The sequence below is a fragment of the Nitrosomonas sp. HPC101 genome, assembly GCF_009833125.1.
GTDB lineage: Bacteria > Pseudomonadota > Gammaproteobacteria > Burkholderiales > Nitrosomonadaceae > Nitrosomonas.
Genome location: NZ_QRCC01000009.1, coordinates 119,530 through 143,579, shown reverse-complemented (window position 1 = coordinate 143,579; position 24,050 = coordinate 119,530). Strand labels below are relative to the sequence as shown.

Here is a 24,050-nt window from a genome sequence, read left to right as displayed (position 1 = left end):
GACGGATCATTTGCTCTGTAAACAGATGGAGGAATATGCTTGATTCCTGTTATTTGAGTAGTAATACCGGGACAGTTGAAAGCTGATGGCAACGAAAATCAGTGTAATTCCATTGAAAATATTATTGTTCCAGAAAAGACCGGCCGCCTATAAAATAGTATTTATGTTTTGATTATAGTCAGTAGCACCGATACCAGCAGGATAGGTTGCACGGGTGACTGGTTGCAATCACTTCAGGCTAGGGTTCCGGCTTTCCACAGAAAAGCGACTGGTCCGAGAGCTTGAGGCTTCGCTGTAACGAAGCTCCACGGAGGGACAAAAGCCCGGGAGGTTACATAATGCCAAATGCATTATTGGTTCTTGTCATTTCCCGACTTCCCGGAGATTTGTTATATGTATTATTTCTTGTCTGCTTCCATTTTATACACCACATTTCCTGTATTCACCGTCCACGGCCCGTCCCCTATGGGAAGCAGAAATCTGTCTTCATTTTCGCTGGCTCAGTTAGCGTGTATCGCGGTATAGCCTGCTTGATCAGGTAGTACAGTAAGGAGAATCTATGTTTACAAAAATTCTGATTGCCAATCGTGGCGCTATCGCCTGTCGTGTTATGCGTACCTTGCGTCGCATGGGAATCGGCAGTGTGGCTGTTTTTACGGAAGCGGATGCGTTGTCACGGCATGTGCTGGATGCGGATGAAAGTATTTGTATTGGTGATGGAATGGCCAGTGAAAGTTATCTGCGTGCCGATAAAATACTGGAAGTTGCACATCGTACTGGCGCTCAGGCGATCCACCCGGGGTACGGGTTTTTGAGTGAAAATGCTGTGTTTGCTGAGCAATGCGCGGCAGAAGAAATCTGTTTTCTGGGACCCACGCCTGAACAGATGCGTACTTTCGGCCTGAAACATACTGCTCGTGCACTTGCGCAGCAACTTGACGTACCAATGCTGCCGGGTACCGGATTACTGGATAATATCGAGATGGCCTGTCAGGAAGCGCTTCGAATCGGTTACCCGGTGATGTTGAAAAGTACAGCAGGGGGAGGCGGTATCGGTATGCGCTTGTGCCACAACCGGCAGGAACTGGTTGATGCATATGAATCTGTCAAGAATTTGGCACAAAGTAATTTCAGCAATGCCGGTCTGTTCCTGGAAAAATATATTGATCAGGCTCGTCATGTTGAAGTACAGATTTTCGGCGATGGCCGCGGAAAAGTGATTGCATTAGGGGAACGGGACTGTTCCATGCAGCGGCGTAACCAGAAAGTGATCGAGGAAACGCCAGCACCGGGACTGTCGGCTGCCACCCGGAAGGCACTGCAGGAAACAGCCGTGCGCCTGGGAGAGGCGATTCAATACCGGTCTGCCGGTACGGTGGAATATGTCTACGATCCTGCGGTTGATCGGTTTTATTTTCTGGAAGTCAATACCCGTCTGCAGGTGGAACATGGTGTCACCGAGATGGTAACCGGCATTGATCTGGTCGAATGGATGGTCCTGCTGGGTGCGGATGCGTTGCCGCCACTGGAATCATTGACGATCCAGCCGCAAGGAGTCTCTATACAGGCCCGTGTGTATGCGGAGAATCCGGCCAGGAATTTTCAGCCGTCCAGTGGCTTGCTGAGTGCAGTTGAGTTTCCGGAAACTGCACGGATTGAGACCTGGGTGGATGCAGGTTGTGAAGTGTCAGCTTTCTATGATCCGATGCTGGCCAAAATCATCGTGTATGCCGACGAGCGTGATCAGGCCATTGATCGTTTGATTGGCGCGCTGGAGAACACCGCGCTCTACGGTATTGAGACTAATCTGGATTATCTCGAGCAGGTATTGTCCGGTACAGTATTTCGCAGCGGGCAGGTCAGCACCCAATACCTTGCCGGGTTTCACTACCAATCTAATACCCTGGATGTACTCAGCGCCGGTGTACAGACGACAGTACAGGATTATCCCGGCAGAACGGGCTATTGGAATGTAGGCGTGCCGCCATCCGGTCCGATGGACAGCCTGGCTTTTCGCCTGGCTAATCGACTGGTCGGCAACTCCGATGATGCGGCGGGGCTGGAAATCACGCTGGCCGGGCCTACGCTGAAATTCAACTGCAACAGTCTGATTGCGGTATGTGGCGCGCCCATCGATGTCTGGCTGGATGATGTCCCTCTGGAGCAGTGGCGATCCTACGTCATCAAGGCAGGCTCATTATTGCGATTTGGCAAAATCCATCAGTTTGGTAGCCGATCCTGCCTGGCCGTTGAAGGCGGGATTCAGGTGCCGGATTACCTGGGCAGCAAGTCTACCTTTACGTTAGGGCGATTTGGTGGGCATGCCGGGCGCGCATTGCGTGCCGGAGATGTGCTGCATATTCTGCCGGCGGAAGGTACTGAGCCAAGAGTATTGCCTCCCGAAAATATTCCTGATTACACCAACAGATGGGAGATCGGTGTCCTGTATGGCCCGCATGGCGCGCCGGATTTCTTTACTGAGGTTGATATCGATGCATTTTTTGCGACCGACTGGAAAGTACACCACAATTCCAGCCGTACCGGTATACGTCTGATCGGCCCTAAACCGCAATGGGCGCGCAAGGATGGGGGAGAAGCCGGGTTGCATCCTTCCAACATCCATGACAATCCCTATGCAGTTGGTGCGATTGATTTTACCGGAGATATGCCCATCATCCTTGGCCCGGATGGCCCCAGTCTGGGAGGATTCGTCTGTCCTGCCGTAATTGTGCAGGCGGAATTGTGGAAAACCGGTCAGCTCAAACCGGGTGACAGCGTACGTTTTCACTCGCTTACAGCGGAGCAGGCTCTGCTGCTGGAACAGCAGCAGGATGGGATGATTCGAGAGCCGGATGCCTGCGCGCCTGCGGCGTCTGATATGCCTGTGCTCCCGATTAACCGGGAAAATCCTGTATTACACCGGATTCCTGCAAATAACGGACGGGTGCAAGTGGTTTATCGACAGTCGGGAGACAAATATCTACTGATCGAATATGGCGAGGCAGTGCTCGATATTGCACTGCATTTTCGTGCGCACGCATTGATGGCCTGGCTGCAGCGCTGTATCGAACAGGGCGATCTGCCTGGGATTCTTGACATGACGCCGGGTATTCGCTCTTTACAAATCCATTTCGATTCGCGGCTGCTGGACCGTGACCATCTTCTGGACAGGCTGATTAGCGCCGAGCAGGATTTACCGGCGAGCGACGATATGGAAATGCCTTCGCGTATCGTGCATTTACCCCTTTCCTGGGATGATGCTGCCACAAAACTGGCCATCGAAAAATATATGCAGTCAGTCCGGCCGGATGCACCCTGGTGCCCGAGCAACATCGAATTCATCCGGCGGATCAACGGGCTGGACAGCATTGATGAGGTCAAACGTATCGTTTTCGATGCCCGCTATCTGGTGATGGGGCTGGGGGATGTTTACCTGGGCGCTCCGGTTGCTACACCGATCGATCCACGACACCGCCTGGTCACCACAAAATATAATCCGGCGCGTACCTGGACACCGGAAAATGCAGTCGGGATTGGAGGTGCTTATCTCTGTATTTATGGCATGGAGGGCCCCGGCGGATATCAGTTTGTTGGAAGAACGGTACAGATGTGGAATCGTTATCGTCAAACCCAGGATTTTGTTGCGGGCAAACCCTGGTTGCTGCGCTTTTTTGATCAAATCCGGTTTTATCCCGTTTCTGAACAGGAGCTGCTCGAGCTGCGCCACGACTTTATCACCGGACGTTTTACACTGCGTACCGAAGACACCGTTTTCAGTCTGCGCAACTATCATGCATTCCTGCATCAGCATGCAGACAGTATTCAGGCATTCAAAACCTGTCAGCAAAAGGCTTTTGAGGCTGAACGCGAGCGTTGGAAGGCTGCAAACGTGCAGGAAAGCAGTAGCAGCAGCGACGAGGGAGAAGGTATGTTGGATGAATCCGGTATGCGGAATGAACCTGATTTGCCCGACGGAGCACATGCCATCAGTTCAGATGTAACCGGTACCGTATGGAGATTGCTGATTGGGATCAGACAGCCGGTCAATGCCGGAGATCCGGTTATCATTATCGAATCCATGAAAATGGAAATCACCCTGAGTACCCCGGTCAGTGGAGTTGTGCAACAAATTAGCTGTAAGCAGGGTGATTATGTATGTTCTGGCCAGTCACTGCTGATTGTTCAGGAGGAATAAGGACTGTTAAAGGGCATGGTCAGTTTGAGCGTCAGCTTTTGTCCGATGGAAAGCCGGTCACTTCCTTTGTTCCATAAACGAACAGTGTTGATATCGATCCCGTAACGCCTGGCGATAGCCTGAAGCGTATCGCCTTTTTTGACAGTATATACGAGGTGCTCTGTTCGAGGAGATTTTGTTGATGTCTTGAGCAGGTTGTGCGCCAGATAGGTTCTTTCCCTGATGCTGTTGCCATCCCGTGGTACCAGCAATGTTTGCCCTTTTTTTAGGGTTGCCTGTTCAGAGATTCCATTGGTTTCTGCCAGCTTTGAAACCGGGATACGATACCGGCTGGATAAATCCTGCAAGGTATCTGTTTGCTGAGCCTGGTAAACACGCCACGAAACCAGCGCCTCATCATAATTTTCCAGGTTGTCTATAAAGACTTTGATCTTGGTAGCGGGTAACAGCAAGGTGCGTGGAGAATCTTCTGCTTTGATGATGGGCCGGTGATACGCCGGATTCAATGCATTGAATTCATTTTCCGGGATTCCGGCAAGCCTGGCGGCCAGTTGAACGTCAATTTGCTGAGTGATCGTGATCTGTTCGAAGTAAGGTCGATTCGGAATGGGTTTGAGCTTAATACCGTAGCGGCGAGGATGGGCAATGACATTTCTGATGGCAATCAGCTTGGAAATATAGTGTCTGGTTTCAGTTGGAAGATCAATGTGCTGGTAATTGACCGATTTATCTCCACCGTGGTTTTCGTCGATGGCTTTTTTCAGTGACCCTTGTCCCCAGTTGTATGCGGCCAGTGCCAGTTTCCAGTTGCCAAACATCTTGTAGAGCATCTGCAGGTAATCCAGCGCAGCCTGGGTAGCGGCGATGATATCGCGCCGCTCGTCATGCCACCAGTTTTGCTCCAATCCGAATGCTTTTGCTGTCGAAGGGATAAATTGCCACAATCCTGCCGCATGTCTGTGAGAGTAGGCATCCGGATCGAAGGCGCTTTCAATAATCGGCAGCAGCGCAATCTCGGCCGGCATGTGCCGTCGTTCTACTTCTTCAATGATGTAAAACAGGTAGCGCTGGCTGCGTTCAACAATATGATCTATGAACCGCTGGTTTTTGCTGAAGTTGCTTTCGTGTTGCTGAATTTCCTGGCTTTGTATATTGGTCAGAGAAAATCCAGCTCGTATGCGCGTCCATAGATCATCTTGTTGCTTGTGAGGTTCTGTCTGATATGGCTTTGTTTCCAGGACAGTAATGTCGTCATTTTTTTCTAAGGCTCCGTCAGCTTGTGCCGTAACAGAGAGGAATATCAGTACTACTGTGACAATCAGTACTGGTGAGGTATTCGATGCTATTTTCATCCTGAATGAAATGAACGGTTCGCTCGCATAGTTGGTTTCCCAAAAATAAAAAAGGCTGGTCACCTGTATTTTTTAATTTTAAAGTGAACCAGCCGGCCCGTCCAACATTCTACATGATTTTTCAATCAACAATCGATTGATTAATGCCTTATTCCCAGCTTAATACGCCTCCTGTCTGATACTCGATTACACGAGTTTCAAAGAAATTCTTTTCTTTTTTTAGATCAATCATTTCTGACATCCACGGAAAAGGGTTGCCTGCCTCAGGGAATAGCGGATCAAGCCCGATCTGGTGGCTGCGACGGTTGATGATGAAACGCAGATATTCCTTGAACATCGGTGCATTCAGCCCCAGTACGCCACGCGGCATAGTGTCTTCTGCGTAGCGGTACTCCAGCTCGACCGCCTTGCGCATCAGTGCGCTGATTTCTTCACGGAATTCCCGGGTCCACAGCTGTGGATTTTCCAGTTTGATCTGGTTGATGACGTCGATGCCGAAATTACAATGCATGGATTCATCACGCAGGATGTACTGATATTGCTCAGCCGCTCCGGTCATTTTGTTCTGCCGGCCCAATGCCAGAATCTGCACAAATCCGACATAGAAAAACAACCCTTCCATGATGCAGGCAAATACAATCAGACTCTTCAGTAGTTGCTGGTCAGTTTTCAGCGTTCCTGTCTGGAATGAAGGATCCGTGAGTGTGTCAATGAAGGGGATCAGGAATTCGTCTTTGTCACGAATCGACCCGATTTCATGGTATGCGTTGAAGATTTCACCCTCATCCAGACCAATCGATTCGACAATATACTGATAAGCATGGGTGTGGATGGCTTCTTCGAACGCCTGGCGCAATAAATACTGGCGGCATTCGGGGTTGGTAATGTGGCGATAGGTTCCCAGCACGATATTGTTGGCTGCCAGTGAATCCGCAGTAACAAAAAAACCGAGGTTGCGCTTGACGATACGGCGTTCATCTTCGGTCAATCCGTTGGGATCCTTCCACAGAGCAATATCGCGTGTCATGTTGATTTCCTGTGGCATCCAGTGGTTGGCACAGGCAGACAGATATTTTTCCCATGCCCACTTGTATTTGAATGGTACGAGCTGATTGACATCCGCCTTGCAGTTAATGATGCGTTTGTCTTCCACGGAAACCCGGCGATGGCTTTCTGCCGATCCTGCTTCGTACTGCACTTGCTGTTCCGCAGTTATTTTTTGTGTATGAACACCTGTCGGGATATTTTTCGGTTGAAATACTTCATCTTCAAAAGTCAACATGATTTTGCTCCTTGCATTATCTGGGGGATATTTTCAGTATTTACTGACATGCTTCACATTCCGGATCGTCGATCGCACATTGTTGCGGGGCCGTGTGAGCCAAGCTGCCCGTATGTGGTTCATGCTGCGTGGGAACTGCATTCAGCGTACTGGTATGTACCGTCGATTTTTCGGCAGTGGTTGCTCCCAGTGCACGCAGATAATAGGTTGTCTTGAGTCCGCGTAACCAGGCAAGCTGGTACAGCTCGTCCATTTTTTTGCCGGAAGCGCCCGCCATGTAAAGATTGAGTGACTGTGCCTGATCAATCCATTTCTGTCTTCTGGATGCTGCTTCGACCAGCCACTGAGGATCAACTTCGAATGCTGTGGCGTACAGATTACGTAAATTCTCCGGTACCCGGTCAATTTTGCTGATTGCTCCATCGTAATGTTTGAGGTCGGCGATCATGACTTCATCCCACAAATCCTGTTTCTTCAAATCATTGACCAGCCACTGATTCACTATCGTAAACTCTCCGGAAAGGTTAGATTTGACATACAGATTCTGATAAGTAGGTTCGATGCTGGCGGAGACGCCAATGATGTTGGAAATTGTCGCAGTCGGTGCAATTGCCAGACAATTGGAATTGCGCATGCCATGCTGCCTGATCCGGTCACGCAGCGCATCCCAGTTCTGCGTGGATGAAGCATCAATTTTCACATGGCCGCCCCGTTCCTCACGCAATAGCTCTAGCGTATCCTGCGGCAGAATACCGCGATCCCACAGACTGCCCTGGTAAGTAGCATAGGTGCCGCGTTCTTCCGCCAGTTCGGTGGAGGCCCAGTAAGTATGGTACGCGACTGCTTCCATCGATCTGTCGGCAAATTCAACTGCTTCCCGGGAGGCGTAGGAAATACCCAGTTTGTGCAGACAATCCTGGAATCCCATGATGCCCAGCCCGACCGGTCGATGCCGGAAATTGGCATTGCGGGCTTTTGCCACTGCATAGAAATTGATGTCGATCACGTTATCCAGCATGCGCATGGCTGTCGTGACCGTCTGTTTGAGTTTAGCCTGATCCAGTTTGCCATCAACGATATGAGCCAGCAGGTTGACCGACCCCAGATTGCATACGGCGATTTCCTTTTCGTTAGTATTCAACGTAATTTCGGTACACAAATTTGAGCTGTGCACGACACCAACATGACTCTGCGGCGAACGGATATTGCATGGATCCTTGAACGTAATCCACGGATGCCCGGTTTCAAATAACATGGTCAACATCTTGCGCCACAGTTGTCTGGCCGGAATACGCTTGCACAGTGTCAGATCGCCCCGCGCCGCCTGATCTTCATAGGCAACGTAAGCTTCTTCAAATGCTTTGCCGAATTTGTCATGCAGATCGGGGGTATCGGAGGGCGAAAACAGTGTCCATTCCTGGTCTTCCTGCATGCGCTTCATAAACAGATCCGGCACCCAGACAGCAGTATTCATGTCATGCGTCCGTCTCCGGTCATCTCCGGTGTTTTTACGTAATTCCAGAAACTCTTCAATATCGAGATGCCAGGTTTCCAGATAGGCACATACTGCTCCTTTGCGTTTGCCACCCTGATTGACTGCCACTGCTGTATCTGACACTACCTTGAGAAAAGGCACCACTCCTTGCGACTTACCATTGGTTCCCTTGATGCGTGCACCCATTGCTCTGACCGGTGTCCAGTCGTTACCCAGCCCGCCCGCAAACTTGGACAGCAGTGCATTTTCCTTGATGGCTTCATAGATACCATCGAGACTGTCCGGTACGGTGCTCAGATAGCATGAGGACAATTGTGAGCGCCGTGTACCGGAATTAAACAGGGTGGGTGTCGAGCTCATGAAATCGAACTTTGACAGCAGGTGATAGAACTCGATGGCACGGGCCTCACGATCGATTTCATTCAGTGCCAGCCCCATGGCAACGCGCATGAAGAATATTTGCGGCAGTTCGATACGCCGTTCGGAAACATGCAAGAAGTAGCGGTCATACAGGGTCTGCAGGCCGAGATAGCTGAACTGCAGATCACGATCAGCAACCAGCGCTTCTGACAACAGTGCCAGATCAAACTGTCCCAAATGTTCATCCAGTAATCCGGCCTCGATTCCTTTCCGGACAAACTCCGGAAAATATTCAGCATAGCGTGATTGCATAGCCTCATGGGCCACTTCTTCATCCAGCACTTCATAACGGATGTCGTCCAGCAAAAGCCTTGCCGTCACGAAACTGTAAGCAGGCTCTTTTTCGATCAGCGCACGGGCAGACAACACGGCAGATTTTCTGACTTCTTCGGCCGGCACGCCGTCATATAGATCCTTGAGCATCGATTTGACGATCAGCCCGGCATCAACCGTGTCTCCCAGATTCTGGCAGGCCGATTCGATCCGGATCATCAGTCGGGCTGGATCGAGCGGAATCCTTTGCCCGTTTTCCACGACATGCAGCACGGTAGCAGTCTGACCAGAAGCCACTTGCCCCTTTTGCTGCTTTGCCCGTTCACGCGTACGCTCCTCGCGGTACAGCACATATGCACGTGCGATGTCGTGATCGCCCGAGCGCATCAGTGCCAGCTCGACCTGATCCTGAATATCCTCGATGTGAAATGTGCCGCCTCCCGGACGGCGACGTGTCAGCGCATGTACCACCTCGCCGGTCAACTGTGCCACGATCTCGCGCATGCTGGAAGAAACGGCACTTTGCCCGCCTCTTACGGCGATGAACGCTTTGGTCAGTGCGATGGAAATTTTGCCGGGTTCAAATGCCACCACGGCACCATTGCGTCGGATCACTTTGTATTGGGAATAATCTTGCCGTGCTGCCGGCAAATCGATCGTTTCTGCCAGAAAATTTTTCTGGGAAATAGGGGAAGATGAGAGGGTGTCTGTAGCGATCTGCATGGTTGATTTCTCCTGTGTGATCCGGTATTGCTGATCGAAAAATGGCCAAAAATCAAGTGGCTGTAAGGAAATGGCTGAAAGCTGCTGGATACCTGATAACACAATATATTGTGGTTAACAAGGCGAAACAATAGTACCTGTTGTGGAATGCTGCTGTCAACAAGAAGTCCGGGAAGAGCTCTGCTGGATAGCTGAAAACCAGCTGTCATCGTTAATTTGATTATTTGAACAATCCATATTCTCGACAATATCTGTTACAGAAAAATTAACACTCTCAACGTTTCCTGTTTGTCGAAGTATTGAACGATTACTCAACTATCCGAGCCTCCATCATAAAAATAAAGTGAATAATGATGCTTGTTACACTTTAACGTGTTGTCATATTTCTCATACACTACGTCAAGCTAGGCCGACACACTTTGACAACTTATAGATGCTCTCATCTTCTGCTACAAGCTCTCCGACGGTACGCTGAATGCCGTGGGATTAAATATCTGAGAAATTCGGCAATTGGTGCAGGATTTACACACGAGCCAATCGCTGGAGAGCACGATAGTCAAAGTCCATCCTGTGATGGTATCGGTATATTAAAAAAACGGTGTTCAAGCTATTGGTAAATCACAAGGGGTTGGACTATCAAAATTTACCTGGTTGCGGAAGATGCCAGAACTGCGGTAGTGTTTTCGTTGTCTTCTGGTCAATCCGGTGATGCCAAAAAAGAACGTAAGATGTTGAAATTCATTATGAATAAAGGGTTTTTTGAAACTCACGTGATCACCGATAAAGCGTGCGAAGGAGCTGAGCACGACAGTTGCTGCTTGATCTGGGAATGATCCCTGTGGCGCCGCGAAAAGCGAACCGCGTGTTGCCCTGGGGTATAGCGCTGAAATATATAAAAAGCGCAATGAAGTTGAGCGACTGTTTCGTCGCCTGAAGGAATTCAGAAGAATCTTCTCCCGCTTTGATAAGCTGGATGTAGTATTCCGATTCTTCATCCATTTTGCACTGATTGTTGACAGCTTGATTAGTGTTAACAGGTCCTGGGGTTTCCAGAGAGAGTTCCCTATAATCAGGAAATCACTATCGAGAAGGTTTGTTATGCGCTCAAGTCAATGGAAGCTGCTTTCGAGTAGACGCTTTTTACCCTTTTTCGTGACCCAGTTTCTGGGTGCATTCAATGACAATGTTTTCAAGAATGCGCTGGTCATTCTGATCACCTATACCACCTTGGATAACGCGGGTCTGAGCCCGCAGATCATGGTTACGCTGGCAGCGGGTATTTTCATTTTGCCGTTTTTCATCTTTTCCGCTACTGCCGGCCAGCTGGCGGATAAATGGGACAAGGCGCAACTCATCCGCTACGTCAAATTTGTCGAAATCATTCTGATGGGGGGCGCGGCGGTGGGGTTTTACCTGAATAGCGTTATGCTGCTGATGGTGATCCTGTTTCTGATGGGCGCCCAGTCTGCGTTCTTCGGGCCATTGAAATACAGCATTCTGCCGGATCAATTGCGCGAAGACGAGCTGATTGGCGGTAATGCGCTGGTCAGTGCCGGAACATTTATCGCCATTCTGCTGGGGACGATCATAGGCGGGTTGCTTATTCTGGCCGGGCAGGGCGGAGCAATCGTCTCCGGTATCACGATCGGAATCGCGCTGGTCGGCTGGCTGTCCAGTCTGTTCATTCCTCCAGTCCGCCCGGCGGCGGCAGATACGATTGTGAACTGGCATATCCTTGAAGAAACGCGTGTCATCATCCGCCAGGCACGTGAGAACACCACGGTGTTTCATGCCATTCTCGGAATATCGTGGTTCTGGTTGTTTGGCGCCACGTTTCTGTCGCAATTTCCCACTTTTGCAAAGGATGTCATCGGTGGAAATGAACAGGTGGTTACGCTGTTCTTGACGCTCTTTTCGGTAGGAATCGGTATCGGTGCGCTGCTGTGCGACAAGCTGCTCAAGGGTAAAGTGGCTGCAACCTATGTTCCTCTGGGTGTGCTGGGCATGACGATCTTCACCATCGATCTATATTTTGCTAGTACTGCTATCGTATCTGTACCGGGTGTGGAACTCATCGGCGCATTGCGTTTTCTGGAATCACTCGCCCACTGGCGCATTTTGCTGGATCTGCTGGCCATCTCGATCAGTGGTGGCCTTTATATTGTGCCGCTTTACGCCATTGTGCAGAACTACGCGGAAGCTTCCTATCGGTCGCGTGCCATTGCTGCCAACAACATCATGAATGCGCTGTTCATGGTGGTTTCCGCGCTTGGAATCAGTGTGATGTTGGCGCTCGATTTTACTGTGCCCGAGGTTTTTTTGACGATTGCGCTGCTCAATGGCTTGGTGGCAATCTACATCGCAAAGCTGTTGCCGTATGAACTGGCCAGATCTATTCTGCAATGGGTATTCCATACGTTCTATCGCTTGAAAATCAAGGGATTGAAACATTATCGCCAGGCAGGGGAAAGAGTGCTGATCGTCTCCAATCACCTGTCATTCCTGGATGCCGCACTGCTGAGCGTATGTTTTCCCGAACGCCTGTGCTTTGCCATCAACACCAGCATTGCCCGCAAATGGTGGGTGCGGCCTTTCCTGTTTCTGGCAGATACCATTGCGCTTGATCCGACCAATTCTCTCTCCACCCGTCTGCTGATTGAACGAGTCAGAAATGGTGACAGAGTGGTGATCTTTCCTGAAGGGCGGCTGACATTGACCGGGTCACTCATGAAAATCTACGAAGGCCCGGCCATGATCGCGGATAAAGCCGGGGCAAAACTGTTGCCAGTAAGCCTTTCAGGCCCGCAATACACGCTTTTCTCCAGGCTGAAAGGGAAAGTGAGGATACGCTGGTTCCCCCGGATCAGCGTAACCGTTATGCCGCCGGAAAGTTTTGATCTGCCGGATTCGATTCGTGGCAAACGCCGTCGCCGCGCAGCGGGCCTGAAACTGTACGACATCATGACCACAGCGACTTTTCAGAGCAATGTCCTGCGACAGACCTTGTTCCAGTCGCTGCTCGATGCCGCGGCCATTCATGGCAGAAAGCACATCATCGCGGAGGATGTCGAACGCTGCCCATTGAACTATTCTCAACTGATCACACGCAGCTTTATCCTGGGTATTATGCTGCGTCGTCACACCCACCTGCATGACAATGTGGGAATCATGCTGCCCAACATGGTAAGCAGCATGATCAGTTTTTTTGCCTTGCAGGCTTTCGGTCGTGTACCTGCTTTCCTGAATTTTTCGGTCAGCCCCGGAAATCTCATAACGGCTTGCCGGATAGCGCAGATTCGAACTGTCATCACCGCACGCGGATTCATAGAAGCTGCCAAACTGACCGGTCTGACCGACAGCCTGAAAGCAAAGCAAATTACCCTGATCTATCTGGAAGATCTGAAATATCAGGTGCGCTGGTGGCACAAGCTGGCCGGGCTGGTAGCAGGTCTGCTGCCGGGAGCCAGTTATCGCTATGCCCATTCCCAGCGTAATCCAAATGCACCGGCAGTCGTTCTGTTTACCTCCGGCTCGGAGGATGTGCCCAAGGGCGTGGTGCTCAGCCATACCAACCTGCAGGCAAACCGCTTTCAGGTATCCGCCCGGATCGATTTCGGCCCGACTGACCTGGTATTCAACGCACTGCCTCTCTTCCATTCACTTGGATTAACGGGTGGTATGCTGCTGCCGGTACTGTCTGGTATACGGGTCTTTCTGTACCCGTCCCCCCTGCATTATCGCGTTATCCCTGAACTGATCTACGATACCAATGCAACCTTGCTGTTCGGCACTGATACATTCCTCGCCGGTTATGCGCGCCATGCCAACGCCTACGATTTTTACAGCGTTCGTTATGTGTTTGCCGGCGCCGAGAAACTGCGGGAAAGCACCCGCAGACTGTGGTCGGAGAATTTTGGTGTGCGTATTTTCGAAGGGTATGGCACGACTGAAACTGCCCCTATCCTCAGCTTGAATACTCCTATGCACAACCATCCCGGCTCGGTTGGTCGTCTGTTACCCGGCATTTCCAGCAAACTGGAGCCTGTCCCGGGAATCACTCAGGGAGGCAAATTGTTGGTATCCGGTCCGAATATCATGCTGGGCTATTATTTGGCCGCCAATCCTGGCATGATCGTGCCGCCTGTCGATGGTTGGCATGATACTGGTGACATCGTCGAAATCAACGAGGAAGGTTATATTTTTATCAAAGGGCGCGCCAAACGGTTTGCCAAGATAGGCGGTGAAATGATTTCACTGCCGGCCATAGAAGAATCTATCAACCAGCTGTGGCCAGGTTACGGTCATGCCATCATCCAGATGCCCGATGCCAGAAAAGGCGAGCAGATTGTTCTGATTACCACCCGTCAATCGGCAGATCGCAGCGACATCGTCACTTATTTCAGCCAGAATGGCTTGGGCGAACTGGGGATACCAAAGAGCATCCTGTACATCGATAAGCTGCCGCTGCTTGCCACCGGAAAAACCGACTACGTATCTCTGCACGAATGGGTGCTGCAACAACCCGGTGTGTGATTGCATTAAAGCAGCTACAGATGCGCTTTTCGCTTAGGCAAATGCCAACTGTATGAACAAGGAACAAGCCCAAAGCCATTCCTGCCGTCGCATACAAACGGGCCCGATTGATCTGCCCCATACTCAGCACCGGTCAGGGTGTACCAACCGCGGGCAGGATTCCTTCGAGGAGCAGGAGCATCGTCTTCGCCTCCGGCAACAAAGGCACTTGCATCAAACAACCTGACATAACAGTTCGCCGGTTCAATCTTCAGCACTCCAGCAGCGCCAACAAACCAGGTCGTCAGTCTGCAAATTGTTACGTGATGGAGTGTTTTTGAGATAAGGCACGCAGTATACTTGGGCTGTCTTGATATTAAGGAGAAGTAATAATGAGCGCACGTATAGTGTTAGCCGCATCTTTAATAGCAGCCTGTTCGCTGGTTTTATCTGCCCAAGCAGCGCCGCCTGAAGGTAAGGGCCCAGGCAGCCACGCAAGCAATCCCGATAAGAAGGACAATAGCGGCAAGAGTAACTCGCATGCAGCAGGTAACTCTGGTAAGAAAAATTTGGGCAAGGGTAATTCCGGTCCTGGCAACGCTGATAAGGGTAGGCCGGATATGTCTGGTAATTACGATAAACGATCTCACAGCAGTCGAGGCGGTGATTACGCTTCTGATCGGCGTTACTATGATCGAGGCCGCTACGACGATCGAAGCCGCTACTACGATCGGGGCCATTACGATTCTGATCACCGTTACGACGATCAAGACGATGACGATTCTGATCGCCATTATGACGATCGAGGTCGCTACTACGATCGAGGCCATTACGATTCTGATCACCGTTACGACGATCAAGATGATCAAGATGATCAAGGTGATGACGATTCCGATCGCCATTACGACGATCGAGGCCGCTACTACGACTATTTTGATGACCACAGGGATCGCTACGGTCATTTGCGTGGTGACGATTTGTTCGGTGATCTTGTGTATGCCGGTATTACCGCTGCCTTGGCCCGCGAGTATGCATTGGATTTCGGACTGGGGGGGTACTCCACCTTGCCGCCTGGCATACGAAAGAATCTGGCAAGGGGTAAGCCTCTCCCTCCAGGAATTGCCAGAAAAATGGCGCCTGGCCCGATGGTGAGTCGCCTGCCGAGATACCCCGGTTATGAATGGCGTGTTGTCGGCACGGATTTGATTCTGATTTCTGTAGCCACAGCTGTTGTTGCTGATATTTTGTACGACGTCTTTGATTAGCGCTGCCGCGCCTGCAGCAAAGGATTGGGCGTCTTACACCAATCCAGTGATGAGTCCGAACGACACCAGAACCAGAAGCAAAGATACAGATATTTGAACGGCACGAATGGTGACTTTTTTGAGAACCTTAGCGCCAATATACGCCCCTAGGAATGCGGAAATACAGGCTGCGACCACCAGGCGCCATTGAACATCTTCTCCATTAGATGAAGTTCCGGCACCGTAAACAACTATCCGCGCCATATCAACCATGACTGCAAGGACAATGCCTGTGGCTACGAACGCCTCCTTTCCGAGGCCAGCCTTCAGTAAAAACATGCTTCTGAATGCGCCTTGATGACCTGATAGGCCGCCAAAAAATCCACTGATTGCTCCTCCCAGCGGCAACCACTTCTTGTCTAGTTTGATGTTTGAAAATCGCTCAGAAAGCTCCAAACTCACGAAGAAGATAATCAGTACGCCGATGACCAGTTTGAGCGGTGAAACTGCCAGTTCACGACCGAATGCCATGTACTGGAATACTGGAGGGACTTCGCCAAGCCAGTTGAGGAGACCAGCACCTGCAAACGCCGCGAGAACAGCGGGTAACCCAAATTTCAGCAGGATTGATTTATCTGCGCGATGCCCCATCAATACCAACTTGAACAGATTGTTTGTGAAGTGAACCACTGCCGTGATAGCGATGGCTATTTCAAGTGGAAAGAATATCGCCACCACTGGCATCAACAGTGTTCCCAGACCAAACCCGGAAAACAGAGTGAGGCCGGAAGCAAGAAGTGCAGCAGTACAAACGATGATGTATTCCATATCAGTCTCCTGGATGCCCAACATGGAGTTGAGCCGGAACGTAAACGATCGGCTCTAACTGCTCGTTAGGCAGGCAGTTCACCTTTTTTCTTTACAACTGAATCAGTTCCGCCGTGTTCCCTTTCTGAAGGAAGCTGTATGACCTGGTCAAGGAAATCTTCAACGCTTGGGATTGGTGGATTATTCCTGAGGTAATCCGCGCTCGAAAGGAGCGAGCAGACTTCATGGGAAGCACTGTGCGCTGGCATGAGGTACCCCCTGGAACGCGTTGTTAGGTCTCATCGCTCGACTTTTACCAGTTTGGTGCGGCCAGACGTTCCGGACTTGATGAAAACCGCAGACTTGCGGCATTGAAAATGCTTCGCCACAAGAGCGATGAGTTCTGCATTGGCTTGGCCGTCTACTGGCGGCGCTTTCAATTGAGCTACCCACGAACCATCCGAAGCTTGCACCAGGGATGAGGCTCTGGACCGAGGTTTCACTTTAATCTGCAGAGTAACAGCATGCTGATTGGTCATTATGTTCGCATGGCATTGCTTTGTTATGTATCTGGGTTCGTGGCTGAATTTCAAAATGCTAATATTTTGAACCCTATGAGGATAAGTACTATACCCCCGAACAGTTCTGCTTTACTTTCTAACCACGCACCACTTTTTGCGCCTATGAATACACCGAGCCCACTAAGGAAGAAAGATGTGATTCCCATTATGGTGCAAGCAATGAGTGGATTTATTTCGATGAGCGTTAATGTAAATCCAGCAGCCATTGCGTCGATACTGGTTGCTATCGCAAGAACGAGCAATATTTTATGGTTTATCTGGGCAATATTTTCTTCTACACCCTCAGTAATTGATTCATAAATCATCTTGCTGCCAATCAATATAAGAAGAAGGAAAACAATCCAATGCGCGTAGCCTTCAACCCACCCCAAGACACTTTTACCTCCTAAAAATCCAATTAAAGGCATTATTGCTTGAAACAAGCCAAAGTATATTGCAACCCGGATTGCGAGTGATTTCGTTTTCTGTAAGTGCTGTGAGCCGAGACCGATAGATATAGCAAAAGCATCCATACTAAGCGCCACTGCTAAAGTTAAAACTTCAAACATTCACTAATCTCATTTGCTATTGGTTGAGGTTGAGTGCAACTTATGTACACACATAACGCCTGAATAAATTATGTGCGCCCAGCATAGGCGTGGACATATGGAGTACAAGTCCCCTGTGGGAATATCGACTTGGAGTTAAAAGCTCCCGGTTACCTTTACGAAAACCATTGGGTCAGTGTTTCTTTGGCTTTGGCTACATGCTCATCCTTGATGTGTGCAGCAACGGTGGCAAGGGCAGCAGCGAGTGCTCCAAGGTCGTCGGTATAACCAGCAACAGGAATAATATCTGGAATGGCATCGACAGGCGAAACGAAGTAGCCGAGCGCACCAATAATGATGCCTTTGGCCCAGATTGGCGTATCGGAATCCAGTGCAGCGTAGTACATCTTTAGCGCAGGTTCTATGACACTTTGCCCTGCCATTTTTGCGTACTTCTTGGCTTTATCCCAGAAGTTGCTATCGGAGTAGGCTGCGCTGAATTGCTTTTGTTGCTCGGGCATGGTGCATTCCTTTTGGTTGAAGGCATAACGTAGAGCTAAGCCGATTTGCTGAAGCGTAGTGGAAGCGGGTCGGCTTGAGCAGCATGTTAGACCTAGTGCTTCCTGTGACCGGAGTCAAGCGATTTTGTCACCTTACGAATTTGATAAGACTCATGACACGCAGTGCATTTGCTCATAGAGTCACTCAATTGACGTAGTGTGAGTTTAGGGTCTTTTTTTGATTCCGCGTCCGAAGCGATTTGATCAAAATCCTGATGCAAGGACATGCCCAGCCTCATAAATTCTTTAGGCAACACGTCCTTGAGATGATCGTGATCCTCAGCTTTATGCGCCATGTTCGTGCCAAGTGGTCGGGCGTGTCGAGCAACCGCTGCCATGTCATCTTTGGAAAGAGCAGCCAGGATATTTTGCGTGCCGGATAACAAAGCCCGCATTTCCTTAAGCACATGACCGCGTTGAGCTTCGGAAAGATTGAGAGTTTGGCGATCGTCTTGATCACCTGCAAACGCAGCGGTTGCTAGCAGTGAATAGGCAATAATGGCTACTGATTTTTTCAATTGGAGCTCCTGGCTAAAAGTTAAGTGGTCTAACGTTTGATTTCAGAGGTGCACCGCTTGCGGTGCGTCCTTTGCAACGAGTGGTGAAGCTGCGTTTGGGCTGCCATCAACGCATCTGAAACAGTTCTTGATGGAATCGATCCGGTAGCAGACCATGGGCGAGAAAATCCTTGCGCAGCGATTGACCGAACCCCGTCGGGCCACAGAACCAGATGCTGGCTGATTGCCATTCCGGCACGGCGGCACGAATGCGTTCGCCATTCAAGCGTCCATCCTTGTCATCGACCAGCAGATGCAGGCATACGCCGGCCGCAGCAGCAGCTTCGGTGAGGCGGGCAATGGCATTCTGGTCGAACGTGGCTGTCGGATGAAAGAGATCAATCGTTTTCGCGTCCGGTATTGCGGCCCGGTACTTGAGGCGGGCGATAAAGGGCGTGATGCCGATGCCCGCACCAATCCAGATCTGATGCGGCTGCGCATCTTCGAAGTCGAAACAGCCGTAAGGGCCTTCCACCGTTACTGGCATGCCAATCTTGAAATGTTCCCGCAAACGGCTGGTGTGATCGCCTAGCGCCTTGGTGATGAAGACGAGTCGACGGTCAGCCGGATTCCAGGCCGAGGCGATGGTGTAAGGATGTGCGCCTTCGTTCTTGTCTGAGGTGACGAAGGCGAACTGCCCCGCAGCATGACCGCGCCAGCCGTCCTCCAGCACGACGTCGGTTTCAAGGATGCGCAGCGCGGGATAGTCATTCAGGGACGCGATGGTGCCCTGCACCTTGCGGCCGGCGCCAATCCGGTCGGTCAGAGTTAGAAAGGCGGCCACGCTACCGCCACCAGCAAGGCTGCCAACACCCAGCCAACCGGCTGTGTCCAGTATTCCACCTTGGTGAGCGCGGCAGAATGATAGACCAGCGCCAGGTAGGCGACCGCCAGCCATTTGTGGGTCTTGATGAACAAGTGGTAGGGGAAGTGTTTAACCAGGGCCAGCACGATCAGCACGGCAGCGGCGTAGAACGCCCATTCGCCGACGGATTCGGCAAATCCGCGCTGACTACGTAGCCAAATCTCGATGTCGCCGAGAGGTTTTCCGGCGCCGGCGCCCGTCGGCTTGACCAACCATCCCCAACCCACCATCCATTTGGTGCCTTTTCCCCACCACCAGTGAATGGTGGAAACGATCAGCGCACCAATGCCCAGCCACTTGTGCAGGCGGTACATTTTATCCAGGCCGTCCAGATGCGGCTCCAGCCGCTTCGGGCGCAGCGCCAGCAGCATGGCTACGCTCATTAAACCGATGCCAATCACCCCGCTGTATTGCATAAATACTGTGCGGAACGAAAAGTAGTTGAACGGAGTCGGCGTCAGCGTATCGGCCGCCAGCCAGAGCGCGGTAAGCAGCAGCAGTATTGCCAAAAATGCCAGTTTAATGCGCTTCATGGGCTACCTCCGATGTAGTTGCATGCTGTCTAACGCCTAAAATCAGCGGCACATGGACTGCGTCCGCTGCATTGATTTGTTAGGCCGAATCGACAAAATCAATGAAAGTCGCTCAAGGATTGCCCGCCACTGCAAGCCAGAACGGCAACTTACCGTGTGTGGGGATTTGGGCGACAACTTTCAGTGTTTGGGTATCAATCACCACCACTTTATTGGTGCCCGTGACGCCGACATAGACCCAGCGTCCGTTATGGCTTGCCCGTACACCATGCGGCCCTTGCCCAACATCAATACGCTGGATGACTGTGAATGTATTCAGATCGATCACATCTACGACATGATCCGCAGTGCCGCCTGTAAAGACATATTGACCGCCGGGAATTACGTCGATGCCGGCGTGGCCCTGGCCCACCGGAATAATCGCGAGTACTTTGTGTGACGTGAGATCAACCGCAGCCACCTGTCCAAGAAAATCTCGTATCCATAGAATTTTCCCATTGGCGGCGAGGTCGAGGTTATGTGGGTGCTGGATGCCTGGGACGGGAAATTCGTCAATTTTCTCCAGTGCTTCCATGTCCAGCACTGCTACACTACCGGCCCCTTGCAGGGTTACGTAGGCACGCTTACTGTTCGGTGTGAAGCGCGCGTTGTGTGGGGTCTCGCCGACAGTGATTGTCTTGATTTTTTGCTGCGTACGGATGTCGATCACGGTAACCGTGCCATTGCCAGCGCTGACAGCAAGTCCCCAGTGGCCGTCTGGGCTGATCGTCACACCTTGTGCTACCGGCCCGATGTTGAAGTTTGCCAGCGTCTTGCCATGATGTGCGTCCAGCAGATACGCATTGGATGTGCCTGCACTGCTTACCAGCAAGAATTTGCCGTCAGAACTCGCGGCAACATAGTGAGCATTGGGAACACTCGAGGTCTTTTCTGTCTGCATATTTTCGACAGCTCCGCTAGCTTGCAGCGTCACATAGACGGGCGCGCGAAACAGATTTTGCTCCTCGGCAGCACTGGCTGTGCAGATGAAGCCAGTACTCAGGATAAGCACGGCAGCACATAAAACAGTTAACCGATTGAGTTGCCGGCGGCACGTGCCAATAAATGTGGTCGAAGTATTCATAAAGTCCTCCTGAAGCCTTAGACGGCAACCTGTTCACTGCCGATACCCATCCCGAGCGCGATGGATCTTCGATGAGATTCTGCGCCTGCGGCTTTTAGACTGCCGTGTAGCCCCCGTCGATCAGGTAATAGCTGCCCGTGATAAACGAGGCGTCTTCCGAAAGCAGGAAGCACACAAGCGGGGCGACTTCTTCCGCGCGGCCGAGCCGTCCAAGAGGATGTCGAGCAACAAGCCCTGCGCGTACGGCGTCCGGAAGATTGGCCAACAACGGGGTGTCGATATACGCCGGTCCGACACAGTTGACTCGCAAACCCTTCGGACCGTACTCCGCTGCTGCGTTCTTCGTTAGCCCGACAACCCCGTGCTTGGCCGCGGTATAGGCACCGTTACCGATGGCTGCAACCGTACCGTGGATGGAGGCCATGTTGACGATTGCGCATTTCTCAGGCCCCGTTTCGAGCATAGCGGGGATCTGGTAGCGCATCCCGTACATGACGCCGTTCAGGTTGATGTCGATGACGTGCTGCCAGTCGGCAAGATCTGTCTCTCCCGCTGGAGCCAGTGCGCCGCCGATGCCCGCGTTGTTGACGGCGTAGTGCAAAGCACCATAGGTATCCACAGCGTACCTGACAATCTTTTCAGAATCCTCGGGTTTGGCGGTGTCCTGCTGGATGGCGCTTGCCAGACCACCGGCATCCACAATCTCGCCCGCGACGCGCTGAGCGGCAGCGAGATTGATATCAGATAACACCACTTTGCAGCCTTTCGTTGCCATCGCCTTTCCGATGGCCTCTCCAAGACCAGAGCCTCCGCCTGTGACAATTGCGACCCTGCCGACAAATGAAGTATTCATGTTACCTCCGGGATGTGTTTGGATCATAAACCTTACTGACCTTCAAGGTCAAAAGGCACATTCATCTCTCTGTTCGCTAACGTTCGAGGTAAGCGGCCGCGGAATGCGATCCGTTTGACCGGGATGTGAGGTACCAAGGTTACAACTTAACGCCAAACCACCCAAGTACCCAGATCAGACCAAAGTATAACCCGACTGTTACAGCGCAAGACACAGCGAATGCCGGCCAAAACCCCACGCCGTTTTTGAGCAATGCCGGCAAAATGAGGAACAGCGGCAATGACGCGAGGACCAGCCAGAAAATACCGAGCGAAAGCGATGCGATAGCCTCGATGTCGCCCGTGGCACAGTAGAGCCAAATGAACGCGAGCAGCGACGTGAGCGGCAAAGAGGCCAACACAGCGCCCCAAAAGGAACTGCGTTTACCAAGCTCCGAAATGGCCACAACAACGACAGCCGTGATAAAGATTTTGATGGCGTATTGCAGCATGCGTTCTTGGCCCTGGCGCTTGAATGAATTGTTAGGCGACAAGGTGCCACTCCTCGCGCTTTGAAACCTCAGCTGCCTTGACCCTAATGTTAGAGGGTAGCATTGGGATAAAGCGCTTGAATGATGGCAGACAATTCAGGCATGGTTTCATGGTACACGCCTGAATGGGGGCTGATGTCCCACGGAGCCTTGGAGGCAAGGTGCAAATGAACAGTTACCTCAAGCGACGCCTGATCATCGAAGGCGCCAGCAGGAACCCAATAGTACGGTGTGTTGCGCAGAGGGTTAGGTAAAGTAGAGCCACAAACAGAGCAAAAATCAGAACGAAAGCCAGTGGGTTTGCGATAAGACGAAATGAGGGATTCGCCAGATAGCCAGCGAAAATTTTCAGTCTGAACAATGGTAGCAGTGTTGGAAGTAGAGCCGCTCTGTTTGCGACAAAGCGAACAATGGCACTGATAAAGCTTTGGCACAGTGCCTGAAACCTCGAAGGTGACTACGCCGCAAAGACATGAGCCATGCATGAATATGTCCTCTAACGCCGAAGATCAGCCGCCGCCGGAGCAGGCGAAGCCTGTGCGGAGGGAACCAAACCGCCTAGCGGTCTGGCGGTCGGCTGCAGCGATCTGTTAGCTACTACCACAGGCAACAAGTTTACTGAAGTGACTCAACGTGCTTCGCAAAGTTGTCCAGGATGGCTTGCCATCCCTGACGTTGTTGTTCCACGGGATTTTCACTTTCAGCATCGAACGCTATACGCACCGTGACACCGCTTGCGCCCGGTGCGAACTCAACGACACTGGTGCGATCCCCGAATGAATACTCAATCAATTCATTGGGTACGATCCTGGTGTACGTTCCGGTGAAGTCGAAACCGAAACTACCGTCTTTGGCTTCCATGCGTGACGAGAACTGCCCACCCTCGCGCAAATCGATGGTGGACTGGGTGGTGTGCCAGTCATCCGACGCGGTATTCCATTGTTTAATGTCCTCTGGAGTTGTGTAGGCTCGCCATACTTCGGCGACAGGAGCTTTGACGATGGTTTCAACAGTAATTTTCATAGCTGGATTCCTGATGGGTGGAAGCTAATGTTGAGTTAGGCGCCATACTGTATCCTTACACCGCTCTTCCTTCGACGTGGCTTGAAGGAATAGTGAGCATCCTACCGCTCGGCGCACAAACGATGAACCACTCGCGGTGTATACTTTTTTGTAAAAAGGTGTATAGCAAACGTTTTTCTTTAAATAGCTGAATTAAATAAGTATCTTGCATGAAACACCACTATCATTTGCACCGATTGTGCCCAAGTTGCTTGATCAGCTTCGTGAGCGACTGCGTTTAAAGCACTACAGCATAAGGATGGAGATACAGTATGTCCAGCGGGTACAGCGCTTTATTCTGTTCAGCAGTTTCTTTGCTGTCCAGATGCTTTCTTCACTTTCAGATACATGCTGTTGCAGTCGTACGCCATAAAGGGTGATGCAGTTTTTGTACGTTTGTGGCTGAGAACTTTTGCTGGCATTGGCATACAATGTTTCATGCATTTAACGCTAAGGAAACGCTGGTTAAATTGATATACGTCATCGCGGGCGAATGAAGTAATCCGGATGTTTTTTAGAATCAATCTCTTCTGGATCACTACGTCACTGTGTTCCTC

At 51.1% G+C, this 24,050-nt stretch carries 18 protein-coding genes, 2 pseudogenes and 1 riboswitch; of the genes and pseudogenes, 5 read left to right on the top strand and 15 right to left on the bottom strand.

Annotation, left to right across the window (positions count from 1 at the left end):
- Positions 1-227: 227 nt before the first annotated feature.
- Positions 228-332, top strand: a riboswitch (guanidine-I (ykkC/yxkD leader).
- 227 nt (positions 333-559) lie between these two features.
- Positions 560-4,195, top strand: a complete 3,636-nt coding sequence (gene uca, locus ABO04_RS07065) for an urea carboxylase (protein WP_160809971.1) — start codon at positions 560-562, stop codon at positions 4,193-4,195.
- On the opposite strand, the gene ABO04_RS07060 is transcribed toward uca, so the two are convergent.
- The 3 genes from ABO04_RS07060 to ABO04_RS07050 all read right to left on the bottom strand — a co-directional run bounded on the left by ABO04_RS07060 (position 4,183) and on the right by ABO04_RS07050 (position 9,740).
- Positions 4,183-5,547 (bottom strand): transglycosylase SLT domain-containing protein, encoded by a 1,365-nt coding sequence (locus ABO04_RS07060; RefSeq protein ID WP_160809970.1) that lies wholly within the window; start codon positions 5,545-5,547, stop codon positions 4,183-4,185. The two genes, uca and ABO04_RS07060, sit on opposite strands and share 13 nt — an antisense overlap.
- Before the next feature lie 148 nt (positions 5,548-5,695).
- Complete coding sequence (locus ABO04_RS07055; RefSeq protein WP_160809969.1) at positions 5,696-6,829, bottom strand: ribonucleotide-diphosphate reductase subunit beta; 1,134 nt, start codon at positions 6,827-6,829, stop codon at positions 5,696-5,698.
- A 40-nt stretch (positions 6,830-6,869) separates the two neighbouring features.
- Positions 6,870-9,740 (bottom strand): ribonucleoside-diphosphate reductase subunit alpha, encoded by a 2,871-nt coding sequence (locus ABO04_RS07050; protein WP_160809968.1) that lies wholly within the window; start codon positions 9,738-9,740, stop codon positions 6,870-6,872.
- A 499-nt stretch (positions 9,741-10,239) separates the two neighbouring features.
- On the opposite strand from ABO04_RS07050, the pseudogene ABO04_RS12320 reads away from it, so the two are divergent.
- From ABO04_RS12320 to ABO04_RS11905, 3 genes and pseudogenes are all read left to right on the top strand, one after another.
- Positions 10,240-10,763 (top strand): annotated as a pseudogene (locus tag ABO04_RS12320) (IS5/IS1182 family transposase); the annotation flags it as partial.
- Between the two features lie 75 nt (positions 10,764-10,838).
- Positions 10,839-14,273, top strand: a complete 3,435-nt coding sequence (locus ABO04_RS07040) for an acyl-[ACP]--phospholipid O-acyltransferase (RefSeq protein WP_160809966.1) — start codon at positions 10,839-10,841, stop codon at positions 14,271-14,273.
- Between the two features lie 371 nt (positions 14,274-14,644).
- Complete coding sequence (locus ABO04_RS11905; RefSeq protein ID WP_205012759.1) at positions 14,645-15,517, top strand: anti-virulence regulator CigR family protein; 873 nt, start codon at positions 14,645-14,647, stop codon at positions 15,515-15,517.
- Between the two features lie 33 nt (positions 15,518-15,550).
- On the opposite strand, the gene ABO04_RS07030 is transcribed toward ABO04_RS11905, so the two are convergent.
- The 12 genes from ABO04_RS07030 to ABO04_RS06980 form a co-directional block, all read right to left on the bottom strand.
- Positions 15,551-16,324, bottom strand: coding sequence for a sulfite exporter TauE/SafE family protein (locus tag ABO04_RS07030; RefSeq protein ID WP_160809965.1), 774 nt, complete (start codon positions 16,322-16,324; stop codon positions 15,551-15,553).
- A 278-nt stretch (positions 16,325-16,602) separates the two neighbouring features.
- A complete protein-coding gene (locus ABO04_RS07025) occupies positions 16,603-16,842 on the bottom strand; it encodes a DUF167 domain-containing protein (RefSeq protein ID WP_041515096.1) in 240 nt (79 codons plus the stop codon).
- Positions 16,843-16,892: 50 nt separating this feature from the next.
- Positions 16,893-17,432: a manganese efflux pump MntP family protein gene (locus ABO04_RS07020; protein ID WP_160809964.1), complete on the bottom strand. Its 540-nt coding sequence runs from the start codon at positions 17,430-17,432 to the stop codon at positions 16,893-16,895.
- 155 nt (positions 17,433-17,587) lie between these two features.
- Positions 17,588-17,932 (bottom strand): YkvA family protein, encoded by a 345-nt coding sequence (locus ABO04_RS07015; RefSeq protein WP_160809963.1) that lies wholly within the window; start codon positions 17,930-17,932, stop codon positions 17,588-17,590.
- Positions 17,933-18,024: 92 nt separating this feature from the next.
- Positions 18,025-18,489 carry a hypothetical protein gene (locus ABO04_RS07010; protein WP_160809962.1) on the bottom strand — a complete coding sequence of 155 codons (465 nt, stop codon included), beginning with the start codon at positions 18,487-18,489 and terminating at the stop codon, positions 18,025-18,027.
- A gap of 106 nt (positions 18,490-18,595) precedes the next feature.
- Positions 18,596-19,312 (bottom strand): hypothetical protein, encoded by a 717-nt coding sequence (locus ABO04_RS12100; protein WP_345853120.1) that lies wholly within the window; start codon positions 19,310-19,312, stop codon positions 18,596-18,598.
- Positions 19,297-19,926, bottom strand: coding sequence for a ferric reductase-like transmembrane domain-containing protein (locus ABO04_RS12095; protein WP_240141459.1), 630 nt, complete (start codon positions 19,924-19,926; stop codon positions 19,297-19,299). The genes ABO04_RS12100 and ABO04_RS12095 overlap by 16 nt, the downstream gene beginning before the upstream one ends.
- 112 nt (positions 19,927-20,038) lie before the next feature.
- A complete protein-coding gene (locus tag ABO04_RS07000; protein ID WP_160809961.1) occupies positions 20,039-21,049 on the bottom strand; it encodes a YncE family protein in 1,011 nt (336 codons plus the stop codon).
- A 94-nt stretch (positions 21,050-21,143) separates the two neighbouring features.
- Entirely contained in the window at positions 21,144-21,902 is a 759-nt protein-coding gene (locus tag ABO04_RS06995; protein ID WP_160809960.1) for a glucose 1-dehydrogenase, read from the bottom strand.
- Positions 21,903-22,041: 139 nt separating this feature from the next.
- Positions 22,042-22,434 (bottom strand): DUF3147 family protein, encoded by a 393-nt coding sequence (locus tag ABO04_RS06990; protein WP_345853119.1) that lies wholly within the window; start codon positions 22,432-22,434, stop codon positions 22,042-22,044.
- A gap of 47 nt (positions 22,435-22,481) precedes the next feature.
- Complete coding sequence (locus ABO04_RS06985; RefSeq protein ID WP_160809959.1) at positions 22,482-22,916, bottom strand: GFA family protein; 435 nt, start codon at positions 22,914-22,916, stop codon at positions 22,482-22,484.
- Between the two features lie 130 nt (positions 22,917-23,046).
- Positions 23,047-23,454 (bottom strand): SRPBCC family protein, encoded by a 408-nt coding sequence (locus ABO04_RS06980; RefSeq protein WP_160809958.1) that lies wholly within the window; start codon positions 23,452-23,454, stop codon positions 23,047-23,049.
- Between the two features lie 202 nt (positions 23,455-23,656).
- Here ABO04_RS06980 and ABO04_RS12090 point away from each other — a divergent pair.
- Positions 23,657-23,797: pseudogene (locus ABO04_RS12090) on the top strand (integron integrase); the annotation flags it as partial.
- Positions 23,798-24,050: the final 253 nt, after the last annotated feature.

Excerpts from the sequence above, each read along its gene's own strand:
- uca (WP_160809971.1), top strand. The coding sequence starts at position 560 with ATGTTTACAAAAATTCTGATTGCCAATCGTGGCGCTATCGCCTGTCGT.
- ABO04_RS07060 (WP_160809970.1), bottom strand. The coding sequence starts at position 5,547 with ATGAAAATAGCATCGAATACCTCACCAGTACTGATTGTCACAGTAGTA.
- ABO04_RS07055 (WP_160809969.1), bottom strand. The coding sequence starts at position 6,829 with ATGTTGACTTTTGAAGATGAAGTATTTCAACCGAAAAATATCCCGACA.
- ABO04_RS07050 (WP_160809968.1), bottom strand. The coding sequence starts at position 9,740 with ATGCAGATCGCTACAGACACCCTCTCATCTTCCCCTATTTCCCAGAAA.
- ABO04_RS07040 (WP_160809966.1), top strand. The coding sequence starts at position 10,839 with ATGCGCTCAAGTCAATGGAAGCTGCTTTCGAGTAGACGCTTTTTACCC.
- ABO04_RS11905 (WP_205012759.1), top strand. The coding sequence starts at position 14,645 with ATGAGCGCACGTATAGTGTTAGCCGCATCTTTAATAGCAGCCTGTTCG.
- ABO04_RS07030 (WP_160809965.1), bottom strand. The coding sequence starts at position 16,324 with ATGGAATACATCATCGTTTGTACTGCTGCACTTCTTGCTTCCGGCCTC.
- ABO04_RS07025 (WP_041515096.1), bottom strand. The coding sequence starts at position 16,842 with ATGACCAATCAGCATGCTGTTACTCTGCAGATTAAAGTGAAACCTCGG.
- ABO04_RS07020 (WP_160809964.1), bottom strand. The coding sequence starts at position 17,432 with ATGTTTGAAGTTTTAACTTTAGCAGTGGCGCTTAGTATGGATGCTTTT.
- ABO04_RS07015 (WP_160809963.1), bottom strand. The coding sequence starts at position 17,932 with ATGCCCGAGCAACAAAAGCAATTCAGCGCAGCCTACTCCGATAGCAAC.
- ABO04_RS12095 (WP_240141459.1), bottom strand. The coding sequence starts at position 19,926 with ATGAAGCGCATTAAACTGGCATTTTTGGCAATACTGCTGCTGCTTACC.
- ABO04_RS07000 (WP_160809961.1), bottom strand. The coding sequence starts at position 21,049 with ATGAATACTTCGACCACATTTATTGGCACGTGCCGCCGGCAACTCAAT.
- ABO04_RS06995 (WP_160809960.1), bottom strand. The coding sequence starts at position 21,902 with ATGAATACTTCATTTGTCGGCAGGGTCGCAATTGTCACAGGCGGAGGC.
- ABO04_RS06985 (WP_160809959.1), bottom strand. The coding sequence starts at position 22,916 with ATGCATGGCTCATGTCTTTGCGGCGTAGTCACCTTCGAGGTTTCAGGC.
- ABO04_RS06980 (WP_160809958.1), bottom strand. The coding sequence starts at position 23,454 with ATGAAAATTACTGTTGAAACCATCGTCAAAGCTCCTGTCGCCGAAGTA.